The sequence below is a fragment of the Massilia sp. NBRC 108631 genome (assembly GCF_059704565.1).
The window spans coordinates 1-22854 of sequence record NZ_BAAKJE010000040.1; the positions used below are offsets into that span (position 1 = coordinate 1).

21 protein-coding genes and 1 pseudogene are annotated in these 22854 nt (G+C 67.0%); 12 read left to right on the forward strand and 10 right to left on the reverse strand.

Annotation, left to right across the window (positions count from 1 at the left end):
• Together AC6H42_RS04030 and AC6H42_RS04035 are read left to right on the forward strand one after the other, a co-directional pair.
• Positions 1-698 (forward strand): diacylglycerol/lipid kinase family protein (locus tag AC6H42_RS04030; protein ID WP_497547463.1); only part of this gene is annotated, 698 nt, incomplete at its 5' end.
• Positions 699-720: 22 nt separating this feature from the next.
• A complete protein-coding gene (locus tag AC6H42_RS04035; protein WP_057155797.1) occupies positions 721-1545 on the forward strand; it encodes a metallophosphoesterase family protein in 825 nt (274 codons plus the stop codon).
• A gap of 6 nt (positions 1546-1551) precedes the next feature.
• Here the strand turns inward: AC6H42_RS04035 and AC6H42_RS04040 are convergent, their stop codons facing one another.
• Entirely contained in the window at positions 1552-3663 is a 2112-nt protein-coding gene (locus tag AC6H42_RS04040; RefSeq protein WP_057155796.1) for a TonB-dependent receptor, read from the reverse strand.
• A gap of 242 nt (positions 3664-3905) precedes the next feature.
• Here AC6H42_RS04040 and AC6H42_RS04045 point away from each other — a divergent pair, with 242 nt between their 5' ends.
• The 7 genes and pseudogenes from AC6H42_RS04045 (at position 3906) to AC6H42_RS04075 (ending at position 12055) form a co-directional block, all read left to right on the forward strand.
• On the forward strand, positions 3906-5114 hold the full coding sequence (locus AC6H42_RS04045; protein WP_497547464.1) for an ATP-grasp domain-containing protein: 1209 nt from the start codon (positions 3906-3908) through the stop codon (positions 5112-5114).
• Complete coding sequence (locus tag AC6H42_RS04050) at positions 5111-6991, forward strand: IucA/IucC family protein (protein ID WP_497547465.1); 1881 nt, start codon at positions 5111-5113, stop codon at positions 6989-6991. Before AC6H42_RS04045 ends, AC6H42_RS04050 begins: the two co-directional genes overlap by 4 nt.
• The gene (locus AC6H42_RS04055) at positions 6988-8193 is read left to right on the forward strand and encodes an MFS transporter (protein WP_497547466.1); all 1206 of its coding nucleotides are present in this window, start codon (positions 6988-6990) and stop codon (positions 8191-8193) included. The genes AC6H42_RS04050 and AC6H42_RS04055 overlap by 4 nt, the downstream gene beginning before the upstream one ends.
• A gap of 440 nt (positions 8194-8633) precedes the next feature.
• Positions 8634-8867: pseudogene (locus tag AC6H42_RS04060) on the forward strand (IucA/IucC family protein); the annotation flags it as partial.
• Between the two features lie 95 nt (positions 8868-8962).
• Positions 8963-10057 carry an IucA/IucC family protein gene (locus AC6H42_RS04065; protein WP_497547467.1) on the forward strand — a complete coding sequence of 365 codons (1095 nt, stop codon included), beginning with the start codon at positions 8963-8965 and terminating at the stop codon, positions 10055-10057.
• Entirely contained in the window at positions 10048-11286 is a 1239-nt protein-coding gene (locus tag AC6H42_RS04070) for a type III PLP-dependent enzyme (RefSeq protein WP_497547468.1), read from the forward strand. The genes AC6H42_RS04065 and AC6H42_RS04070 overlap by 10 nt, the downstream gene beginning before the upstream one ends.
• On the forward strand, positions 11273-12055 hold the full coding sequence (locus tag AC6H42_RS04075) for an HpcH/HpaI aldolase family protein (protein ID WP_497547469.1): 783 nt from the start codon (positions 11273-11275) through the stop codon (positions 12053-12055). Before AC6H42_RS04070 ends, AC6H42_RS04075 begins: the two co-directional genes overlap by 14 nt.
• Here AC6H42_RS04075 and cls read toward each other — a convergent pair.
• The 3 genes from cls to AC6H42_RS04090 all read right to left on the reverse strand — a co-directional run bounded on the left by cls (position 12036) and on the right by AC6H42_RS04090 (position 16866).
• Entirely contained in the window at positions 12036-13430 is a 1395-nt protein-coding gene (cls, locus tag AC6H42_RS04080; protein WP_057155792.1) for a cardiolipin synthase, read from the reverse strand. The two genes, AC6H42_RS04075 and cls, sit on opposite strands and share 20 nt — an antisense overlap.
• Before the next feature lie 3 nt (positions 13431-13433).
• Positions 13434-15449 carry a site-specific recombinase gene (locus AC6H42_RS04085; protein WP_057155791.1) on the reverse strand — a complete coding sequence of 672 codons (2016 nt, stop codon included), beginning with the start codon at positions 15447-15449 and terminating at the stop codon, positions 13434-13436.
• Positions 15450-15555: 106 nt separating this feature from the next.
• Complete coding sequence (locus AC6H42_RS04090; RefSeq protein ID WP_497547470.1) at positions 15556-16866, reverse strand: acetyl-CoA hydrolase/transferase family protein; 1311 nt, start codon at positions 16864-16866, stop codon at positions 15556-15558.
• 146 nt (positions 16867-17012) lie between these two features.
• Here AC6H42_RS04090 and AC6H42_RS04095 point away from each other — a divergent pair, with 146 nt between their 5' ends.
• Positions 17013-18092 carry a porin gene (locus AC6H42_RS04095; RefSeq protein WP_057155789.1) on the forward strand — a complete coding sequence of 360 codons (1080 nt, stop codon included), beginning with the start codon at positions 17013-17015 and terminating at the stop codon, positions 18090-18092.
• Positions 18093-18155: 63 nt separating this feature from the next.
• Positions 18156-18992 carry a branched-chain amino acid aminotransferase gene (locus AC6H42_RS04100; protein WP_057156097.1) on the forward strand — a complete coding sequence of 279 codons (837 nt, stop codon included), beginning with the start codon at positions 18156-18158 and terminating at the stop codon, positions 18990-18992.
• A gap of 10 nt (positions 18993-19002) precedes the next feature.
• Here AC6H42_RS04100 and AC6H42_RS04105 read toward each other — a convergent pair whose 3' ends face one another.
• The 4 genes from AC6H42_RS04105 to AC6H42_RS04120 all read right to left on the reverse strand — a co-directional run bounded on the left by AC6H42_RS04105 (position 19003) and on the right by AC6H42_RS04120 (position 21249).
• A complete protein-coding gene (locus AC6H42_RS04105) occupies positions 19003-19551 on the reverse strand; it encodes a DUF3617 domain-containing protein (protein WP_057155788.1) in 549 nt (182 codons plus the stop codon).
• A 37-nt stretch (positions 19552-19588) separates the two neighbouring features.
• Positions 19589-20230, reverse strand: coding sequence for a YiaD family glycine zipper/OmpA-like lipoprotein (locus tag AC6H42_RS04110; RefSeq protein ID WP_057156096.1), 642 nt, complete (start codon positions 20228-20230; stop codon positions 19589-19591).
• A gap of 62 nt (positions 20231-20292) precedes the next feature.
• Positions 20293-20439 carry a lmo0937 family membrane protein gene (locus AC6H42_RS04115; protein WP_157200948.1) on the reverse strand — a complete coding sequence of 49 codons (147 nt, stop codon included), beginning with the start codon at positions 20437-20439 and terminating at the stop codon, positions 20293-20295.
• A gap of 123 nt (positions 20440-20562) precedes the next feature.
• On the reverse strand, positions 20563-21249 hold the full coding sequence (locus AC6H42_RS04120) for a glycine zipper 2TM domain-containing protein (protein ID WP_057155787.1): 687 nt from the start codon (positions 21247-21249) through the stop codon (positions 20563-20565).
• Positions 21250-21386: 137 nt separating this feature from the next.
• Here AC6H42_RS04120 and AC6H42_RS04125 point away from each other — a divergent pair, with 137 nt between their 5' ends.
• Positions 21387-22130, forward strand: coding sequence for a Crp/Fnr family transcriptional regulator (locus tag AC6H42_RS04125; protein ID WP_057155786.1), 744 nt, complete (start codon positions 21387-21389; stop codon positions 22128-22130).
• Positions 22131-22200: 70 nt separating this feature from the next.
• Here AC6H42_RS04125 and AC6H42_RS04130 read toward each other — a convergent pair whose 3' ends face one another.
• Positions 22201-22413 carry a YMGG-like glycine zipper-containing protein gene (locus AC6H42_RS04130; RefSeq protein WP_057155785.1) on the reverse strand — a complete coding sequence of 71 codons (213 nt, stop codon included), beginning with the start codon at positions 22411-22413 and terminating at the stop codon, positions 22201-22203.
• Between the two features lie 11 nt (positions 22414-22424).
• On the reverse strand, positions 22425-22736 hold the full coding sequence (locus tag AC6H42_RS04135) for a BON domain-containing protein (RefSeq protein WP_057155784.1): 312 nt from the start codon (positions 22734-22736) through the stop codon (positions 22425-22427).
• Between the last annotated feature and the right edge of the window lie 118 nt (positions 22737-22854).

Genomic DNA, 22854 nt, shown 5'->3' on the forward strand with positions numbered 1-22854 from the left:
ATGCCGTCGCGTCGGTGCTGGCGGGCACCGACGTGGCCTACGGCGTGCTGCCGCTCGGCACGCTGAACCACTTCGCCAAGGACTTGCAGATTCCGCTCGAGCTGGACCAGGCCATCGCCACCATCGCCACCGGCGGCCACGTGCGGGTGGACGTGGGGGAAGTCAACGGCCGCATCTTTCTCAACAACTCCAGCCTCGGCCTGTACCCGGACATCGTGCGCGACCGCGAGAAGCAGCAGAGCCGGCTGGGGCGCGGCAAGTGGCTGGCGTTCACCTGGGCCGCGCTGGCGGCGCTGCGGCGCTTTCCTTTCCTGAACGTGCGGCTGAGCGTGAATGGCGAAGAGCATGCCCGGCGCACACCCTTCGTATTCATCGGCAACAACGAATATCTGATGCAAGGCTTCAATATCGGCGCGCGCAGCCGCATCGACGGCGGTATGCTGAGCCTGTACGTGGCGCAGCGCCCCAGCCGCCTGGGACTGGTGCGGCTGGCCTGGCATGCACTAAGCGGCACGCTGGCGCAGCAGCGCGACTTCGACGTGCTGCTGGCCACGGAAATGACGATAGATACGCGCAAGGGCCGCAAGCACGGCAATGCCCGCATCCGCGTGGCGACCGACGGGGAAGTGACCGTGATGCAAACGCCGCTGTCCTACCGCATGCGCGCGGGCGCGCTGACGGTGGTGGTGCCGAAATAAGTGAGAACGAAAGGAGAACGCCATGCGTACGCTGGTGCATTTGTCGGATCTGCATTTCGGCCGCGTCGACGAGGCCCTGCTGGCGCCGCTGAAGGCGCGCGTGGAAGCCCTGCGGCCAAATGTGGTGGTGGTGTCGGGCGACTTGACGCAGCGCGCCCGCAGCGCCCAGTTCAAGGCGGCGCGGGCCTGGCTGGACACCTTGCCGGGGCCGCAGATCGTGGTGCCGGGCAACCACGACATTCCGCTCTACAACGTGGTGGCGCGCTTCTTCACGCCGCTGGTGAAATACCGCCGCCACATCACCGCCAACCTGGCGCCGGAGTACGTGGACGATGAAATCGCCGTGCTGGGCATGAACACGGCGCGTTCGCTGACCTTCAAGGATGGCCGCGTCAACCGCGAGCAGGTGGGGCGGCTGCGCGAGCGCTTCAACGCGCTGCCGGACGGGCTGACGCACGTGGTGGTGACGCACCACCCGTTCGACCTGCCCGAGCATTTCGACAAGGACGACCTGGTGGACCGCGCGCCGATGGCGATGGAAGCCTTCGCCGACTGCGGTGTGGACTTGCTGCTGGCCGGCCACCTGCATTCCAGCCACGCGGCCAACAGCTCGCGGCGCTACAAGATCGCCGGCTACGCGGCGCTGGTGGTGCAGGCCGGCACGGCCACCTCGACCCGCAAGCGCGGCGAGGAAAACTCGTTCAACGCCATCCGCGTGGAGACCGGGCGGCTGACCGTCGAGCGCTACAGCTGGCAGGAAGCGCTGGCCAGTTTTGAACTGGCCAGCAGCGAAGTGTTCTGCCGCAACGGCGACGTGTGGGAATCGACCCGGCCCGCAGCGGCGTAGCCCGGCTTAGAACCTGTAGCGCAGCGTCAGCTGCGCCGAGCGCGGCGCGCCGGGCAGGCTGAGGAACTTGCTGGAGCCGTGGCCGGCCACGATGTAGTCGCGGTCCAGCAAATTCATCACGTTCAGCTGCACTTCCACCGCCCTGGCGCGGTAGTAGGCCATGGCGTCCACCGTGGTGAAACCTGCCAGCGCCACCGTATTGCCCGGATTGGCAAAGCGTTCCCCCACATAGTTCAGGCCCGCGCCCGCGCCCCAGTGGCTGTTGAAGGCCTTGCTCAGCCAGACGTTCAGGCTGTGGCGCGGCGTGAGCGTGGCGCGCTTGCCTTGCACGAACTGGCCGTCATCCTTGGCGATGGACGCGATCATGGTGGCGTCCAGCCAGGAGTAGCCGGACCAGGCCTGCCAGCCCTGGCCCAGGTCGCCCGCGAACGTCAGTTCCAGGCCATCGGTGCGCTGCGTGCCCATCGGGATGATCTTGTTCGTGGCCGGGTCGGTAGCCTTGATGTGGTCGCGCTGCAGGCGGAACACGGCGGCGGTCAGCGACGCGCGGCCGCCCAGCAGGTCGAACTTGGCGCCCAGTTCCTTGTTCTGGGTCTGCTCCGGCGCCATGTCGGCGTTGTTGGCGGCCAGCGCAAACGTTTCGCCGGAAGGCTGGTAGGACTTGCTGAACGACGCGTAGTAGGACTGCTGCGCATCCGGCTGGTACACCAGGCCGGCGCGCGGGCTCCAGGTGCTGTCGGTGCGCGCCAGGTTGGGCTGGTTCACGCGGCGCTCGATGGTCTTCTGTTCGAAGCGGTCGTAGCGCACGCCGGCCAGGGCCTTCCAGTTGGCGGACAGGGCCAGCTGGTCCTGCACGTAGCCGCTGCTCACGTCGAACCTGGACAGGTTGTTGGCGCTCGGCGCGCCGCCGGCGGTAAAGGGCACGGCCGGCGACACCGGGTTGAACAGCGACACAGTGGCCACGTTGGCCTGCGAGCGGTTCAGCACTTCCTTGTCCTGCTGGCCGAATTCCACGCCGTACAGGATCTGGTGCTGCATGCCGGCCAGTTCGGCCTTTTGAACCAGCTCGGTCTGGTTGAAGTAGCCGTCTTCGGCGCGGAACACATTGCCGCGCGTGAGCGAGGCGGTCCTGGCCGCTTCGTTGACCGAGCCCACCAGGGTGTTGTTGCGGTTCAGCGTGTAGTCGTAGTAGCGGAAGGCGTTGCGCAGCTTGAGCGTGCCGCTGAAGGCATGCTCCAGCACGACGCCGGCCGCTTTCACGCGCGCGTCGCTGAAGTCGTTGTCCCTGGCGTTGGCGGCGCCGTAGTAGGTGCCCGGCGCCACGTCGACCACCCGGCCCTGGTAGGAAGGAATGCCGAAGTCGGTCACGCGCTTGTCGTGCAGGTACTCGGCCTGCAGCAGCAGGGTGGTGGCGGCGCCCAGCTTGAACTGCACCGACGGCGCCAGCGCCTGGCGTTCCAGGAACTGCTGGTCGCGGTAGCTGTCGGCGTCTTCCACCGCGCCGGTGACGCGGAAGGCCACGCCGCTGTCGGCCAGGTTGCGTCCCAGGTCGAACTCGCCGCGCTTCTGCGCCCAGCTGCCCACCTGCAGCGCCACTTCGCTGATGTCCACGCCCGGCTTCTTGGTCACCCGGTTGATCAGGCCGCCGGACGAGCCGCGGCCGTACAGCACTGCGGCCGGGCCTTTCACCACTTCCAGCTGCTCGATGTTGGACAGGTCGCGGAAGTAGAGCGCGTCGTCGCGCATGCCGTCGATGAACTGGTCGGCGATGGCGGAGAAGCCGCGGATGGTGACCTGGTCGCGCTGGCCGTCGCCGTGCGACATGCCCACGCCCGGCACGGCCTTGAGCGCGTCATTCAGCGAACGCACGCCCTGGTCGCGCAGCAGCGTTTGCGGAATCACGTTCACGGTTTGTGGGATGTCGCGCAGCGGCGCGTCGGTCTTGGTGGCGCTGGACGACTTGACCGGGTTATAGCCTTCCGCATCGGCGGCGCCCACCACGGTCACGGTGGGCATCACGCCATCGGCGGCGCCGCTGGCGGCGTCGACCTGGGCGTGGGTAAGGGCGGGGAAGCTCAGTGCCAGCAGCAGCGCCAGCGGGGTTTTCTTCAGTGCCATGCGGAGTCCTCGAGAACGGAATGGATGTTGGATTGGATGATGGATTCGACGATTCGGCTGGCGGCGGCTGGCTAAATACAAATTAGATGCAAATGATTCTCAATATCATATTGCAATCTATAAATAAAAACAACTTTTAATTGATAATGATTCGTATTCACAGTATTATCGCTGCTCCAAGCCAGCCACTTCCCGCCCGCGGAAGCAAGCAAGTCATCCGTCTCCACAGAATGAGGAACACGATGCAAGACTTGATCATCCTGGCCCACGTGCCTACCGATTCTGTCAACCTGGGCTTCCTGCCCGCAGCCAGGGCCCTGGGCCTGAACGTGGTGCTGCTGAGCGACCATGCGGACGCCCACCGCAAGCATTTCAACCAGGCCGGCTTGCCCGCCTACCCGGCCGAGATCGTCGCCTGCGACGTGTTCAACCCGCTGGCCGTGATCGACGTGCTCAGCGCGCGTGCCGCCGCGCCGGCCGCGCTGTTCTCGAATAGCGACCACCTGCAAACCAGCACCGCCGTCGCGGCCGACTACTTCGGCTTGCCGCACAAGGACTGGCACGTGACCTACCGCGCCAAGAACAAGGCGCAAATGCGCGAGCACCTGAAGGCGGAAGGGCTCGACCCGCTGTGGTTCGGCCTGGCCTGCAGCCAGGACGACCTGGACCGGCTGGTGGACGAGGTGCTCTATCCGTGCATCGTCAAGCCGCGCGAAGGCGTGGCCAGCCAGCAGGTGACGCTGGCCGCCACCGAGGACGAACTGCGCGAACAATGCGCCGCCATCTGGCAGTCGCAAGCGGGCGCGCCGCTGCTGCTGGAGGAATACATCCCCGGCCCGCTGTATACATTGGAGACGCTGGGCGACGGCGAGCGCCTGTGCGTGCTGGGCGGCTTCCAGGTCAGCCTGTCGCCGCCGCCGTACTTCGTGGAGCTGGAAGCGCGCTGGGGCACCGGCCTGACGGCGCAGCAGGAAGCGCAGGTGGTGCGCATGATAGAGCGCTTCGGCATCGGCTTCGGCGCCTGCCACACCGAGTTCGTGCTCAGCGCCACCGGGCCGCGCCTGATCGAGATCAACTACCGCAACATCGGCGACTACCGCGAGTTCCTGTTGCAGGAGACATTGCACATCCCGCTGTTCGAGACCGTGCTGCGGCTCTACCTGGGCCAGCCGCTGCCGGACCTGAAGCCGGCGCAGAACGCCGCGCTGATACGCTACTTCACCGCTGCCGAGGAAGGCCGGCTGGCCGCGTCGCCGTCCGCCTTCGGCGCCGGCGGCGACGGCGTGCAGTGGCATTACCAGCCGCTGTGCGAGCAGGGCGAGCAGATCCGGCTCAGCAACTCCAACAAGGACTACCTCGGCGTGCTGCGCGGCACCGGCCGCGACGCGCACAGCCTGGCGCTGGCCATGGACCGCGTCAGCGCCGGCCTGGTGTGGGAGATTGCAGCGTGAGGCGCGGCAGCGCCTTGCGCGCGCTGAGCGCGGCCGTCAACATGCGGGCGGAGGACAGCTATATCCGCCAGCGCGTGCTCGATGCCTTGCTGCGCGAGGATGTGCGCGGCTGCGTCAGCCAGGCCACGCTGGCCGGCGCGGAGCAGCTGGCCGGCTATCCCGGCGCGTGGAGCCGTCCCAGCGGCGCCCAGTGGCTGCGGCTGCCCCATTTGCAGGGCGGCGTGTTGTGGATACCGGTGCAGCCGGCGCATTTCATGCAGCAGTGGCGCAGCACCGCCGCGCCCCTGCTGTGGCAGGAGGGCGTGCGTTACACCGAGCTGCTGACGCTGGACCAGATCCTCGATTGCTTTGCGCGCGGCCTGGCGCCGCAGGCGCAGGCGCTGTTCTCCTCGTTCGCGGCCGAGTGCAGCCTGGCGGTGGAGCACCGCCGCATCGCGGACACCGAGCGCGAACGCTGGTTCGGCGCGCTGCGCATGGACGCGGCGGCCGCGCAGGATCTGGACTGGAGCGCCTCCCTGCTGCACTACGACCGGGTGGCGGCGTTCCACGACCACCCGCTGTATCCTACCGCGCGCGCCAAGCTGGGCTTCGACCGCGCCGCGCTGGAAGCCTACGGACCGGAATGCCAGCGGCCATTCCAGCTGCGCTGGCTGGCGTTGCCGCGCGAGCTGGTGTTCGCCGAAGGCGGGGCGGCGCCGGCGCGCTTGCCGGACGCTCCTGCCGCGCCGGACGGCGGCTGGCCGGCCGGGTGGCCGGGTTTCGCCGACGTCGGCCTGGCGCCGGCGCTGGCGGACAGCCATGTGCTGCTGCCGGTCCATCCCTTTGTGTGGGGCGCGCAGCTGGACGCCATGCTGGAAGGCTGCGGCCTGGCCGGGCGGGCCATCGCCGCGCCGCAGCCCTGGCTGTCGGTGGCGCCCACGCTGTCGGTGCGCACCGTGGTGCTGCTGGAGGCGCCCGAGTGGCACCTGAAAGTGCCGCTGACGATACGCACGCTGGGCGCCCGCAACATCCGCACCATCAAGCCCAGCACCATCCGCGACGGCCACAGTATCCAGACCCTGCTGGGCGCCATTGCCGCGCGCGAGCCGGCTTACGCGCAGCGCCTGCTGCTCACCGGCGAACAGGCGGGCGCGCACGCGGACCACCGCATGTTCCTCGGCTACATACTGCGGCGCTATCCCGACGCGGCGCTGCAAGGCTGCTCGGTGGTGTCGGTCGCTGCGCTCACGGCCACCGCGCCGCACGGCGGCATCGTGGCGCAGGAGCTGGCCCAGCGCTATTACGACGGCGAGCTGACGGCGTTCTTCGACGACTACCTGGACCTGACCCTGGGCCTGCATCTGACGCTGTGGCTGCGCTATGGCGTGGCGCTGGAGTCCAACCAGCAGAACTCGGTGCTGGTGCTGGGGCAGCGGCAGGGCTGGCCGCGCCTGCGCCTGCTGCTGAAGGACAACGACGCGGCCCGCATCCACACCGGCGCACTGGCGCGGCGCTGGCCGCAGCTGGCCGCGCACGTGGCGGACCTGCAGGACCAGCGCATCGCCGTGGCCGACGCGCTGCCGCTGGCGCAGATGTTCATCACCATCACGCTGCAGCTGAATATCGCCGTGCTGGCGGAACGCTATGCGCAGGCGCTCAAGGTGGAGCCATCCGCGCTGCATGGGCGTGTGCGTGCGTGCGTGGAACGGGTGCTGGCGCAGCTGGAAGGTGAGGGCGAGGACGCATCGCTGGCGCGGCGCGTGCTGCTGGAGGACGAGCGCCTGTACCTGAAATGCCTGCTGGTCGCGGCCACCTTGTCGGACAAGAGCGAAACCGGCGCGGCCGACGTGAACAAATTCTACGGCCGCAGCGCGCCCAACTTCCTGAGGCCGGCATGAGCGCAGCGGCCGTGGCGGGCGGCACCCGCCCGGGGCTGGTGATCGGTACCGTCATGCTGTGCCACTTCGTGGCGGCGTTCGCGGCGCTGGGCATGCCGCCATTCTTCGCGCTGATCCTGCAAGGTGCGCTGCACAGCGGCCAGCCCTTCCTGGCCGGCTGGCTATACGTGGTGCCCACCTTCTTCACGGCGCTCAGCAGCCCGTGGTGGGGCCGGCTGGCGGACCGCTACGGCAAGAAGCGCCTGCTGCTGCGCGCCCAGCTCGGTCTGGCGGCCAGCTTCCTGCTGGCCAGTTTCGCGCCCAGCGTAGAGTGGTTCGTCGCCGCGCTGGTGCTGCAAGGCTTGCTGGGCGGCACCTTCTCGGCCTCCAACGCCTACCTGGCCACAGTGGTCAGCGGCGCGGCGCTGATGCGCAGCCTGACGCTGATGCAGTGGTCGGCCCGCGCCGCACTGGTGATCGCGCCGCTGGGACTGGGCTGGCTGCTGATGCAGACCGGTTCGCCGCTGCTGCTGTACCGCTGGCTGGCCGCGCTGCCGCTGTGCGCGGCGCTCGGCATCTGGCTGCTGCCGGCCAGCGGCGCCGCGGCCAAGGCGGCCAAGGCGCAGGCGGCCAGGGTCGAAGCGGTGGCCGCCACGCCGCGCCAGGTCTACCTGCTGCAATGGCTGTTCGTGTTCGCCACCGTCGCCACCATGCCGTACTTCGTCAGCTACGCGCAGGCAGGCGCGGCCACGCCAGCCATTGCCGGGCTGCTGTTCGGGCTGCCGCACCTGGTGTACCTGCTGTGCGCCGTGCCGCTGAGCCGCTGGCTGGGCCGCAGCCACCTGCCGGCCACCATGGCGGGCGCCTGCGCGTTGCTGGCGCTGGCGCTCGCCGGGCAGGCCTGGAGCGGCGGCGCGCACTGGCAGCCGCTGGCCGCCTGGCGCGTGCTGATGGGCTTGGGCATGACGCTGGCCTATCTCGCGCTGCACGGCCTGATCGCCAGCCTGGTTCAGCATGACAACGCAGGCCACACCTTCGGCTGGTTCGAAAGCAGTTCCAAATGGGGCGCAGTCGCGGCCGGCCTGGCCGCCGGCCTGATGGTGCAGCAAACCGGCCTGCGCGCGCCCTTCATCGCCGGCGCCGGCGTGATGCTGGCCTGCGGCCTGTATGCCGCGGCGCTGGCCTGCGCCCCCACACAAAAATACGCATTGGAGAAACCATGAAAGTCATGACCGCGAATTTCCCGCAACACGCGCAAGCGGATGCGCAACTGGACGCGGCGCGCCGCGCGATGGAAACCCTGCTCAATTGCTACTGCCGCGAAGTGGCGGCGCCGCATGGCCAGCTTCAGGTGGGCCCGCCCGGCGCGCAGGACGACTGGCCGCAGTCCCTGCGGATGGCCATGCGCGCCGCCGTGGCCGGTGCCGGCGGCGCCGCAGGGCCGGGCGTGCTGCAGATTGCGTTGCCGCACACGCGTGCGCGGCTGCTGGTGGCCGTCGCCGCACCGTCGCACACGGGCAACTTCAGCTACGTTTCGGCGTTTTACGCCAAGACCGACGGCAAGCCGTGGGCGATACTGGACTGGGAAGCGCTGGCCGCTACGCTGCTGCGCGAACTGGGCCAGCAGACCGGCACTGGCCATAACGAGGAATTGATGCAGCAGATGCGCGACAGCGTGGGCGTGACGGCGGCTGTGCTGGCGGTGGCCGACCCCGGCCCGTTCGCCGCGCAGCCGGCCGCCGCCTTCATCGCCTCCGAGCAGTCGCTGCTGTTCGGCCACCCCTTCCATCCGGCGCCGAAGAGCCGCCAGGGCGTGACCCACGCCGACATGCTGCGCTACTCGCCGGAAACCGGCGCGCGCTTCCCGCTGCACTATTTCGCGGTGCGGCGTGAGCACCTGATGCAGCGGTCCCTGCTGGAGCGCAGCTGCGACCGGATCGTGGCGGCGCAAGCGCCGGCCTGGCGCCGGACGACAGCCATGCGCTGCTGCCGGTGCATCCGTGGCAGGCCAGCCACCTGCTGGAGCATCCTCTGGTGGCGGCCGCGCTGGAGCAGGGCAAGCTGCGCTACCTCGGCCCGCATGGCGCCGACTATTTCCCCACCTCGTCCATCCGCACGCTGTACCACCCGGACCAGCAATACTTCTACAAGTGCTCGCTGAATATCCGCATCACCAACTGCGTGCGCAAGAACGCACACTATGAACTGGAAGGCGCGTTGCAGGTCAGCGAAATCATGCGCGGGCTGATGCCGGATCTGAAGCAGCGCTTTGCCGGCCTGGAGGTGCTGGAGGAGCCGGCCTTCATGAGCGTGGACCTGAAGTCCGGCGACGCGGCCGGCGACCGCGACGTGAGCGAAGCGTTCGGCATGATACTGCGGCGCGGCTGGCAGGACTTCCTGCGTCCCGGCGCGGTGCCGCTGCTGGCCGGCGCGCTGTTCGGCAACCATGTGCATGGCGCCGCGCGCCTGCGCGAACTGGTGGCGCAAGCGCGCGGCGGCACCACTGCCGCAACCGGCGCCGGCGATACCGCTATGGCCGAGCGCTGGTTCTCGTGCTACGTGGAAGAGCTGATGTATCCGGTGCTGTACTGCTATTTCGCGCATGGGCTGATCTTTGAACCGCACTTGCAGAACGTGCTGGTGGGCGTGGCCGGCGGCTTGCCGTGCCAGGTCTTCCTGCGCGACTTCGAGGGCGTCAAGCTGACCCGCGAACGCTACAGCGCGGATGACTTGCGCGGCGTGAGCGAGGCGGCCCGTACGGCGTTGTGGTACAGCGCGGACCTGGGCTGGAATCGCATCGCCTACTGCCTGTTCGTCAACAACTTCTGCGAGGCGGTGGACCAGCTGGCCGGCCGCGACGCCTTGCTGCGCAAGCGCTTGTGGGCGGTGGTGCGGCATCACGTCGCGCGCTACCAGCAGCTGCACGGGGACAGCCAGTCGGCAGCCCGCCTGGGCGAGCTGCTGGCCGGCGCGCCCTTGCCCGGCAAGACCAATTTGCTGAACCGCTTCTTCAAACGCGCCGACCGCGCCACCACCTATGTCGCGGTCGGCAATCCCATGGCGCCGCGGGAGGCCGCATGGAATTGAGGATGGATGCGGTGTTCGGGCGCCTGCGGGCGGGGCTGCAGGATGCCCTGGCCAAGGCGCGCGAGCCGTTGTGCGCTTATGTGTACGACATGCAGGCCCTGCACGCGCACGCCGCGCGCACGATGGCGGCATTGCCGCAGCAGTGCGAGCTGTTTTACGCGATCAAGGCCAATTCCGAGCTGCCGGTGCTGCGCACGCTGGCGCCGCTGGTGCACGGCTTCGAGGTGTCCTCCGGCGGCGAACTGGCGTGGGTGAGGGAGCATTTCCCGCACACGCCGGTAATCTTCAGCGGGCCGGGCAAGCTGGATGGCGAACTGCAAGCCGCACTGGAGCTGGGCGTGGACGGGCTGCACCTGGAGAGCGTGCACGAAATCGAACGGCTGGGCAGCCTGGCGGCGCGGCGCGCGGACGTGGCGCCGGGCGGCCGCGTGCCGGTGCTGCTGCGGATTAACCTGGCGCTGGACGGCCTGGCCGAGACGCGCCTGATGATGGGCGGGAAACCCACGCCGTTCGGCATCCCCGCCGCCGGGCTGCCGGCAGCGCTGGCGCGGCTGCGCGACTACCCGCAGCTGGCGCTGCGCGGCTTCCACTTCCACCTGCTGTCGCATCAGCTCGACGCGCAGGCGCACCTGCGGCTGATGGCCAGCTACCTGCGCCAGGTCAAGCTGTGGTGCGCGCAGCACGGCCTGGAGATCGGCCACATCAACGTGGGCGGCGGCATCGGCGTCAACTACCGCGAGGAGCAGGCGCAGTTCGACTGGCAGGGCTTCTGCTCGGAGCTGGCGCGCCTGATGCAACAGGAAGCCATGCCCGGCGTGAAACTGCGCTTCGAGCTGGGGCGCTACATGACGGCCTGGTGCGGCTACTACGCGATGGAAGTGATCGACATCAAGGCCAGCTATGGCAAGACCTATGTGGTCGGACGCGGCGGTACGCACCATTTCCGCACGCCGCCCGCCCAGGGCCACAGCCACCCCTTCCATGTGATGCCGGTGGAGGACTGGCCCTATCCGTACGCGCGGCCGCAGGCGCAGGACACGGCGGTCAGCGTGGTAGGCCAGCTGTGCACGCCGAAAGACGTGCTGGCTTTCGATGTGCCGGTGTCGCGCGTGCGCTGCGGCGACGTGCTGGTGTTCCCGCTGGCGGGCGCCTACGCATGGCACATATCGCACCATGACTTCCTGCGGCACCGGCATCCGCATCAATGGTATCTGCATGCTGAAGCCTAACCGCCTGCGGCAAAAGCTGTCCGGCGGCGGCGCCGTGCACGGCCTGCTCAATTCCATGCCGTGCGCGCTGATGGTGGAGATGATCGCCTGCGCCGGCTACGACTTCGTCATCCTCGACACGGAGCATGTTTGCGTCAACCCGGAAACGCTGGAGCATATGCTGCGCGCCGCCGAGTGCGCGGGCTTGCCGGCGCTGGTGCGGGTGCCGGCGGGCGGCGGCGCGGACATCACGCGCGCGCTGGACGCGGGCGCGATGGGCGTGGTGGTGCCGCACGTCTGCACGGCGGACGACGCGCGCGCCGCCGTGCAAGCCAGCCGCTACCACCCGCTGGGCCGGCGCGGCATCAGCGGCGGCCGCACCACGGGCTTCGGCGCCATTCCGCTGACGGACTATTTCGGGCAGGCCAACCGCGAAATCATGGTGGTGGCAATGATAGAAGATGCGCAGGGCGTGGAGAATATCGACAGCATCCTGTCGGTGCCGGGCATCGACATGGTGCTGGAAGGCGCCATCGACCTGTCGCAGTCGCTGGGTCATCCGGGGCTGGCGCAGCATCCGCAGGTGCAGGCGGCCATCGGCCGCGTGGCCGACGCCTGCCGGGCGCACCAGGTGCCGTTCTGCGCCATCCCGCGCGAAGCCGGACAGCATGCCGCATGGCTGGCGCGCGGGGTGCGCGCCTTCCTGCTGGGCGACGACCGGGGCGTGAGCTTCCGCGCACTCAAGGCGCACGTCGGCGCTTACCGGGACGCTACAGCCAGTAATCCATAAACCGCGCCGACCATTCCTTCATGCGCATGCCCCAAGGCCGGTGGCGCCACTGCTCCAGCTTCACCTCGGTGGAGTTGCGCAAGTCCTCCTGGAAGGCGCGCTCCATCTCGGCGCCGAAAGAGTCGCCCATCACGATCACGCTCACTTCGCTGTTGTGCAGGAAGCTGCGCGTGTCCAGATTGGTCGAACCCACGGTGGACCAGACGCCGTCGATGACGGCGGTCTTGGCGTGCAGCACGGCCAGCTTCAATTCGTGGATCTTCACGCCCGCTTCCAGCAGTTCGTCGTACTTGGCGCGCCCGGCGTGCCACACCAGGCCGCTGTCGGACACGCTGGGCAGCACCAGGCGCACGTCCACGCCGCGCCTGGCGGCGGCCGTCAGCGCGTCCATGGTCTGCTGGTCCGGCACGAAGTAGGCCATGGTGATGTGGATGGATTTCTTCGCCTCCTGCATGGCCAGCAGGTAGGCTTTGAAGATTTCGAACTTACCGCCCGGCGCGCTGCCCAGCACGCGCACGATGCGGTCGCCGGCGATCACCGGGTTGGGGAAGTAGTCGGCGTCGCGCAGGTCGTCGCTGTCCTGCTGGGTCCAGGCCTGGATGAACAGCCACTGGAAGGCCGCCACGGCCGGGCCTTCGATCTTCACGTGCGTGTCGCGCCAGCCCACGTCCTTTTTGTCGGTGGGCTTGGCCTTGGAGCGGAACGGCGAGCTTTTCGAATAGGTGTCGCTGATGTTGATGCCGCCGGTGAAGGCCACCTTGCCGTCGACGATGAGGATTTTGCGGTGGTCGCGGTTGTTCACCTTCCAGCCGTTGCCGCGCACCTTGGCCGGGTTCACGGGGTTGAACGCCACCAGCTTGATGCCGCCGGCGCGCATGCGGTCGAAGAAGGCTTGCGGCACGCCGATGGTGCCCACGCTGTCATAGATAATGTTGACGGTGACGCCCTCGGCCTGCTTCTTCAGCAGCAGGTCGGCGAACTGGTTGCCCAGCATGTCCTCGTCGAAGATGTAGGTCTCGAAATTGACGTGGTTCTTGGCCGCGCCGATGGCCTTCATCATTTCGGTCAGGGTGGCGGGGCCGTCGAACAGCAGCTGCACCTTGTTGCCGGCAATGAGCGGCACGCCGGTGGCCGCTTCCTCCAGCGCCGCCTGTTGCCCCAGGTCCAGCGCGCCCTTGGCCCAGCGCTTGTTCAGCAGCGATTCGCTGGTGTTGGCCGACAGCTTGCCGTTGGCGGTCTCGATGCGCGGCGCGGCCGAGACCGCGGCCTTGGCCTTGGCGTCGTCCACTGCCACGGTGGGCAGTGAAGCGCACGCCACCAGGGACCAGCAGGTCAGTATGGTTGCCAGCCAGCAGCGTGCGCTTGGGAGTGTCATGGTTTATCTCTTTATGGTGGTCTCATCCGGCAATATGGGGGCCGTGTCCCTGGCCCCAAGGAAGAAGTCGACCGGCGCCGTGATGAAACGGCGGCCCAGGGCTTTCAGCAGGGCAAAGCCATGCTTGAAGCGCACCTGCCGCGAGCGCAGCGCCACCCACAGCGCCAGCGCGAAACTGACCAGCAGGTTGACCGCGCCGATCGCCAGGAAACCCGATACGGACTTCAACACCAGTTGCCAGCTGACATTGTGATCGAGTCCCACAATTGCTGTCGCGAAGTTGGCAGACGAGAAAGTTACGTGACGGATGTCGATCGGCAGCCCGAGCAGGAAGCCCAGCGTGCCTATGCTGCCGAGCAGGATGCCGAAGTAGAAATTGCCCATCAGGCCGCCCAGGTTGTTCTCCAGGTACAGGCCGAGGCGGGCCAGGCGCTTCTGGCCGATGAGGCGGCCCAGGCCGCGCCGCTGCGCAATGCGCTGGGCGAAGCGGGTGTAGAGCGCCTTGTTGTCGTAGTAGCCCGAGATCAGGCCGGCCAGGAACAGGCACACGCCGGCCACCGCCGCGTACAGCAGCGCCGGGCTGCCGATGGGGTCGATATCGTGCAGCAGGTGCATGGCTTTTTCCGGCGACACCAGGTGGTGGCCGGTGATCTTCTGCCAGCCGAAGGCGATCAGCCAGGCGGTCGGGATGGCCGTGGCCAGATTGCCCAGCACCGCCCACACCTGCGTGCGGAACACCTTGTTGACCAGTTCGGCCATGCTGTCGATGTCGAGGTATTTGCCGTCGCGGCTCTGCAGGCCGGTGGCGATGCGCGAGGCCGTCATGGCCGGCTGCTTGGTGGCCACGGTGAAATGCAGCAGGTGGATGAACATGAAGCCCAGCGAGTAGTTCATGCTGAACAGGAAGGCTTCCACCAGCGGCGCGGCGCGCAGGTAGGACATCAGGATCTTGAACAGCGCCATGAAGCCGATGATGAGGCCGGCGCCGGCCGAGGACAGGAACATGCCGCCCAGCTGGCCCCGGTTGTCGGCCACGTAGTGCTCGCCGGTGCGGCTGGCGTTTTCGGTGACGTTGCGCGCCAGCAGGTGGATGTTATCGGCCAGCAGGTCGCGCACCGTGTACTTCTTGTTGTGCGCTTCGATCAGCTCCAGCATCAGGGCAATGCCGGCCGCGCGGCGTTCGCCGGCGGGCGCGTCCAGCAGGCCGCCGGAGGTGTCGACCAGGAACAGCAGCTTGCGCAGGCGGTCGATGCTTTGCGTGAGCGTGACCAGCAGATAGGTCAGCGCAATGCTGGTGCCTTGCGCCAGCGCCTTCTTGCGGATCTTGGCCACCACGGCGTCGCACTGGTCCAGCATCACCAGGAGGTGGGCGGCGTCCTCCACTTGTTCGGCCTGGCCCGCCAGCAGTTGCCGGTAGCCTTCCAGGTAGGCGTTCACCTCGCGGTTCTGTTCGGTGAACGGCGAATCGAAGACTTCGATTTCGGTGTGGAAGTTGGTCAGCTTCGGTTCCAGGCCGATGGCGGCCACGCGGTAGGACAGCGTGCGGATCGCGTCGAGCAAGCCGGGCAGCATGACGTTGCGCATGCCGGGCACGGCGGTGAAGACGGTGTCGAACAGTTCCAGCCAGTCGGCGGCGGGAACGGCGCCGATCCACAGGTGGTCGGTTTCCTCGTGGGCCAGCTGGTCGAGCGCGTCGCTCAGATACTCGTCGCCCAGCGCCGGCGGCAGCGCGCGGTAGGCGATGCGGCGTTTCAGCTCGGTGAAGAAGCCGTCGTTCGACAGCACGCCGATCTCGGTGTAGAGGCTGGAATGGCGGCGCGCGGCGAGCAGGCGCAGCAGATAGTCGCGCAGCGCCTGGGCGTGCAGCGGATCGGCCTTCAGCAGCCGGGTCAGGGTGCGCACGTTGGCGATCGCCTGGGCCGCATCGGCAGGGCGCTTGGGGCGCAGCGCATTGAAAAGTTTTACCAGCGTATCGATGCTGGTGGTCGCATCGGAGATGCTTTCAAGAATATTAAGCATCCCGCTAGTCTACCCGAAATGCTGCAAACGCACATTTCCGTACTGCAAAATGGGGTCAGGGTTAATATTGCCGCGCCGACTAATTAACCCTGACCCCATATTGCTTTTAGCAAAGGTTGATCCTGGCGGCGGCCTGGCGCAGTTCGGCGCGGAAGTCGGGGTGGGCGATGCTGATCAGCTCTTCGGCGCGCTGGCGGGCGGACTTGCCGCGCAGCTGGGCCACGCCGTATTCGGTGACCACATAGTTGATGTCGTTCTTGCCGGTGGTGACGTGGGTGCCGGGCGTGAGCGTGGGGACAATGCGCGAGATGGCGCCGTCCTTGGCCGTGGAGGGCAGCACGATGAAGGCCTTGCCGCCGCGCGAGCGGTTGGCGGCGCGCACGAAGTCGACCTGCCCGCCGGTGCCGGAATAGGGCAGGTGGGCAATGCTTTCGGAGCCGCACTGGCCCAGCAGGTCGATCTGCAGACTGGCGTTGATGGCGATCAGCTTGTCGTTCTGGCCGGCGATATAGGGGTCGTTGGTGGTGTTGACGGGGTGCATTTCCAGCATGGGATTGTGGTGCATATAGTCGTACAGCCGCTTGGAGCCGAGCGCGAAAGTGGCCACCATCTTGTTCGGCAGCCAGGTTTTTCTGCGGTTGGTGACCACGCCGGCTTCGACCAGGTTCAGGATGCCGTCGCCTATCATTTCGGTGTGGATGCCGAGGTCGCGCTTGCCGGTCAGCTGCATCACCACCGCGTCCGGTATGCCGCCGTAGCCGATCTGCAGGGTGGAGCCGTCTTCTATCATGTCGGCCACGTATTTGCCGATGGCTTCCTGCACCGGACCGATTTTCGGCAGGCCCACTTCGATGATGGCCTCGCTGCTTTCCACCAGCGCCGCCACCTGCGAAATGTGGACGTGGCACTGGCCGTGCGCGAAGGGGACGTTGGGGTTGACTTCGAGCACCACCGCGCGCGCCTCCTGCACCGCGGCCATGGTGTAGTCGGCGCCCAGGCTGAGCGAGAACCAGCCTTGCTCGTTCATCGGCGAGGCCATGGAGAACACCACGTCGGACGGAATCTGGTTGCGTTCGATCAGGCTGGGCAGCTCGGAGAAGTAGGCCGGGATGAAGTCGGCCCAGCCGGCCTGGCCGGCCGCGCGCGAGGCGCCGCCGAAGAACAGGGCGACGTGGCGCACATGCTGCACGGTGTCGCAGTCGAAGTAGCCGTATTTTCGCAGGGCAAGAATTTGCGACACCTTGACGTCGCGGAAGCGGCGCCGCTGCTCGGACAGCTCGGTGAGCAGGGCGGGCGGCTCGCCGGCGCCGGACGGCACGATGATGAAGTCGCCGTCGCGCACTTGCTGGATGGCGTCGCTGGCGGACATGCGCTTGCTGGCGTACTGGGCGGCGTACTGGGCTGCGGTGGTGCTCATGGTTGGTCTCCGGCTTGTAAATTGGTAGTTTTTTCTAAACTATACCCTTCCCGCCATGATGTATATCAACCGGACGACAATTGACCGGTTTGAATGTGAGCGCGCGCACAGATACACCCGTGGCCGCGGCGTAACCTGTAGTCATTATGAAAACCGCACTGTGCACCATCGCATTGTTGTCACCGCTGGCAGGGCTGGCGCAGGAACAGTCCGCCTCGGCCGTCACGGTGTACGGCGTGGTCGATGCGGGCGTGGTGGCCGAACGGGGCTGCGGCGCCGCCTGCGCCAAGACCAAGGTCAGCAGCGGCGTTGCCAGCGGCTCGCGGCTGGGCGTGACGGGCAGGGAAGAGCTGGGCGGCGACGTGCGGGCGGTGTTCACGCTGGAGGCGGGCGTGGGCGCCGATACCGGCCAGTCCGAGGAGGGGCGGCTGTTCGGCCGCCAGGCCTTCGTCGGCCTGGAGAGCCGCTGGGGCGCCATCACGCTGGGCCGCCAGTACAATCTGCAGTACGAAACCCTGATCGACGTGGCCGACCCGTTCCGGGGCGGCATGGCGGGCACGGCCACCAACCTGGCCGGCTACACCACGCGCCGCTACGACAACACGGTCAAGTACGCCACCCCGCAACTGCGCGGCTGGAGCGCGGGCGCCATCTACAGTTTCGGCGAGTCGTCCTACAGCACGCGCCAGAACCGCGCCTACGGCGCCACCATAGGCTACGAGAACGGCCCGTTCACGCTGCGCGTGGCGCACCAGCGCAAGAACAACCTGTCGGACGCCACCGGCGTGGTGCCGGCGGTCGATTATTCGTCGCGCAATACGCTGGTGGCGGCCAACTTCAACATGAAGGCCGCCACGCTGTACGCGGCCTACGGCGTCAACCGCGGCATCGGCAGTTCGCCGTGGGACCCGTCCAACCCCTACGGCGCGCTGGTGGCGCCCATGCCGACCAACAACAGCCACGACATCCTGGCCGGCATCGCGATCCCGCGCGGCGCGGCCACCTTCATGGTGTCCTACATCCACAAGAATGACCGCAGCCTGGCCAACCAGGATGCGGACCAGATCGCCGCCGGCATGACCTATGCGCTGTCCAAGCGCACCAGCCTGTATGCCGCTTACGCCAAGATCAAGAACAAGAACGGCGCCGGCTATACGGTGGGCAACGCCACCGAGCGGGGCAAGGGCAACAGCGGCATCAACCTGGGGCTGCGCCATTCATTCTGAGCAAGTGTTTCCACAGCCGTGCTACAGTTTGCGACTGTGATCAACAACCGCCCGGAAATCTTCATGTATCTCACCTATTTCAACGGCAGCTGGAGCGAAGGCAATGCCCCGCTGTTCGGCGCCATGGACCACAGCGTCTGGCTCGGCTCGTCCGTTTTCGACGGCGCGCGCTCGGTGCGCGGCCACATGCCCGACCTGCGTCCGCACCTGGAGCGCGTGGTGCGCTCGTCCACCAGCGTCGGCCTGGTGTGCCCGCTCAGCGTGGATGAGATGGAACAGCTGGTGCGCGAAGGCGTGGCCAAATTCCCGGCCGACGCCGAACTGTACATCCGACCGCTGGTGTTCGGCACCGACGGCCTGCTGATCCCCGTGCCCGAGAAGTCGGCCTTCGCGCTGACCTTGTTCGACGCGCCCATGCCGCCGTTCAGCGGCTTTTCCGCTTGCCTGTCCAGCCTGCGCCGTCCGGATGCCGACATGGCGGTGGCCGATGCCAAGGCCTCGGCGCTGTACGCCAATTCCACCAAGGCGCTGCGCCTGGCCAAGGAGCGCGGCTATGACAACGCGGTGATGCTGGACAGCCAGGGCCACGTGGCCGAGTTCGCCACGGCCAACCTGTTTTTCGTCACGCCGCAGGGCAAGGTGGTGACGCCGGTGCCCAACGGCACTTTCCTGTCGGGCATCACCCGCGCGCGCGTGATCAAGCTGCTGGCCGGGGCCGGCGTGGCGGTGGAGGAGCGTTCGGTCAAGCCGGAGGAACTGCTGACGGCGCTGGAGATCTTCAACACCGGCAACTACGGCAAGGTGACGCCATGCGTGCGCTATGAAGAGCGCGCGCTGCCTGTGGGGCCGGTGGCCACGCAGGCGCGCGATCTGTATTTCGCCTTCATGGACGCGGCGTAGGGCGGCCTGCTTATTTCCTGGCGGCGCAGTTGGGGCTGAGCAGGCGGCCGGTGCTGTCGACCGTCATGCTCTCCTGCTTGCCCTGCACGGTGCCGGACATATTCATGCGCATGGTGTAGGCGCTGTCGCCCTGGAACAGCACCTGGCCGCTGCCGCTCGAGGGCGGATTGGTGCAGGTGTAGCTGATGTTCATGCCGCCGGGTATCGGCGTGTGGCTGGTTTTGCAGTCGCCTTGTTGCCCGGCCGGCAGTTCCTTCTTCTCGGCCATTTCCTTGGTCACGCAATAGGTGATTTTCATGCCGCCGTCGGCGCCGCCGCTGAGGGCGATGCCTTGCTTGGCCATCATGGCTTCCATCATCTGGCGCTGTTCGGGCGGCAGGGCGGCGAGCTGCTTTTGCGCCTCGGCCAGGGCATTGGCGTTGCCGCCCTTGGCGTTGCTGACCTTATTGTTGATTTCCCACAGGCCGGGGCGGATGGTCTGCGCCGACGCGGGCAAAATGAAAGCGGCCGCAATGACTGCGGCCGGGAGGATGTGGCATAGCTTGCGAGTGGATGGCATGGCGGCTCCCGTTAAACGTAGCCGCCAGCATACCGCATCAGCCTCGGCTTTGCGGTTCCGCTACGAAGATTTCCACGCGACGATTGCGGGCGCGGCCGCTGTCGTCGTTGTTGGAGGCGATCGGTTCGCGCGAGCCCTTGCCTTCGACCACGATGCGGGTCGGCGAGACGCCGCGCGCAGCCAGGTAGTCGCGCGCGTTGGAGGCGCGGTCGACCGACAAGGGCTGGTTGATGGCGTCGCTGCCGGTGCTGTCGGTATGGCCGATGATGCTGACCGTGGCGGCTGGGTTTTCATTCAGGGTGGTGGCAAAGCGGTCCAGGATGGGACGGAAGTTCGACTTGATGTCGGCGCGTCCGGTATCGAAGGAAATATCGCTGGGAATTTCGAGGCGCAGGCGGTTGTCGTCGGTCTTGCTCACTTGAACCCCGGTGCCCTGCGTGGCCTGTTCCATGGCGCGCTTCTGGTTCTCCATGCGGGTGGACCAGATATTGCCGATGACGGCGCCGGCCGCCGCGCCGATCAGCGCGCCGCCGGCAGTGCGGCCACTACTGTGGCTGCCGGTGGTGCCGCCGATCAGGGCGCCCAGGGCGGCGCCCGCGCCGGCCCCGGTGGCCGTGCCGCGCTGGGTGGCGGACATATCGGCGCAGCCGGTGCTGGCGAGAGCGATGGCCAGCGCCATCGCGCCGGCCAGGGCTTTTTTACTGCCGTTGTTACTGATTTGGTTCATGGACACTCCTTAGGCTAAATGCCGCGTCCGCTTATCAGACGCAGCAAGATCATAATAATAGCCACTACCAGCAGAATGTGGATGAAGCCGCCGATGGTATAGGAAGTAACCAGGCCCAGCAGCCAGAGGATGATGAGTACAACAGCGATGGTATATAGCATGATAGTGGCCCTCTCGTCTCAATGTTGATTTAGGAGTTGTCAGTATCGGCGCTTGGTGGCGCGTGTTCTGTTCGGTGCCGTACATAAAGTGTTATTTCATTGCTACGCGCTGTCAGCGTGGTTTTAACCGTGCCGCAATTCGCCTTTCACCACGCGCACGCGTTCGCCCTGCTGCCAGTTGGGCGCGCTGCGGTGGAAGGTGCGGTGGCTGCCGTCGTCCATGCGCACCTTGATGGTGTAGCTGCGCGTGGCGCGCATATTGCCTTCCACCTGGTTGCCGACCACGGCGCCGCCTACCGCGCCGGCCACGGTGGCCAGCTGGCGGCCGTGGCCGCCGCCGATCTGGTTGCCCAGCAAACCGCCCACCACGGCGCCGGCGCCCGCGCCCAGGCCGCTGCCCTGGGCGCGGGTGGTCACTTCGCGCACCGATTCGACCACGCCGCAGCTCTTGCAGACGGCCGGCTCGGCCGCCACGCGCTGCGCTTCGGGCGCGCGTTCATAGGCGCGTTCCGGCACGCGCTCCGCTTCGGCGCTGTTGTCGGCGTAGGCGGCGCTGGCCGGCGGCGGCACCGGCGTCAGGCTCGAGCCCGGTCCGGGGCCGGGATGGTAGCCGGGATAGGACACTGCCGCGCCGTCGCTGGACGGCTGCTGCGCCTGCGCGGCGGCGGCCACTTGCTGCGGCGCAGGATTGCCGGTGGAGTTGGGCAGCCAGCCCATCAGCGCGGCGATGCCCACGCTGCAGAACAGGATGACGGCAATGGCGGCGATGAGCAGCAGCGGATGGTTGGTACGGACGGAGTTGGTGTTCATTTTGTTTTCCTTTGCAGACTGATGCACGGGATTTTCGCCGCGCCGGGCGGCTAGTTCAGTGCGTCAGCGTACATACAGGGAAATTCAATGCCGCTACCCTTCATTTCATGATGAAGAAAAGCTAACTGTCGCCCCCCATGGACCTGACCCTCGCCACCGCCCACAGCAGCATGCCGCCGCCCGACTATGGCAACCGGCTGCTGGCCAGCCTGCCCGAAGACGATTTGCTGCACCTGGAATCGCTGTGCGAGCAGGTGCATTCGGACGTGGGCGACGTGCTCTACGAGCCGGGCCAGGCCATCCAGTACATCTATTTTCCCAGCGACAGCCTGATTTCGCTGCTGGCGGTGGCGGAAGGGCGCATGACGCTGGAAGTGGGCTCGGTCGGGCGCGAAGGCATGATAGGCTCGTCGGTGGCGCTGGGGCACGAGCTGGCGCAGGTGCGCGCGGTGGTGCAGCGCGCCGGCCATTCAAGCCGCATCCACGCGGCCGACTTCTGCGCCGAGTTCGCGCGCATGGAATCCTTGCAGCGCCTGCTGTACCGCTACACCGACACCTTGCTGGCGCAGGCCATCCAGATCGCCGTGTGCAGCCGCTTCCATGTACTGGAGGCGCGCCTGGCGCGTTCGCTGCTGATCACGCGCGACCGCCTGCAGTCGGAGAAATTCCACCTGACCCATGAGTTCCTGGCGCACGCGCTGGGCGTGCGCCGCGTCGGCGTGACCAAGGCCGCCAGCGCGCTGCAGCACCAGAAGCTGATCACCTACAGCCGGGGCAATATCGAGATCCTCGATTCGGCCGGGCTGGAGGCGGTGTCCTGCCGCTGCTACGAAATGGTGAAGGACACCGGCAGCATCGGCATGGCCAACGTGTTCCTGTGATCCCGCAAGGCGGGCCGCAACAAAAAAGGACTTCCTCGGAAGTCCTTTTTGCTGACGCGGATGGGATGGCTTAACGCGGCGGCTTGTTGACCTGGTTGCCGATCACGCCACCGACCGCAGCGCCGCCGACGGTGCCGACTGCGCTGCCGCCGGTCAGCACGGAGCCGGCCACGCCGCCCACGGCCGCGCCGACCGCGGTATTCTTATCTTGCTGGGACATGCCCGCGCAAGCACTCAGGGACAGGATGGCGGCAACGGCCGCGAGGTGTTTAATGTAGTTCATGATGTTCTCCTTTATTTGAGGCGCATGTCGTTGGTAACGCTTTTCACGCCGTTGATGCTGCGGGCTGCTGCCACTGCCTTGTCGATGTCCGCCTGCGAGGAGACGAAGCCGCTCAGCTGCACCGTGCCCTTGTAGGTTTCCACGTTGATTTCCGATGCATTCAGCTCCGGCTGGTTCACCATGGCGGCTTTGACGTTGGCAGTCAGCACCGTATCGTCGATGTACTCGCCGGTGCTTTCAGCCGTGGGCGTCGATGCGCAGCCGACCGTGGCGGCCAGCATCAGCGCGCCAAGCAGGGCGGGAAGGGATTGCAGAGTTTTCATCTTTGCTCCTTGAAAAATTGCGCCTGGTACGAGTGGCATAAGGCGCTTGCAACACGGCCAGATTAACCGCCCTCAGCAAGATGTTCTGTTCGCCATCGCACGGTGATGCGTGCCGGCG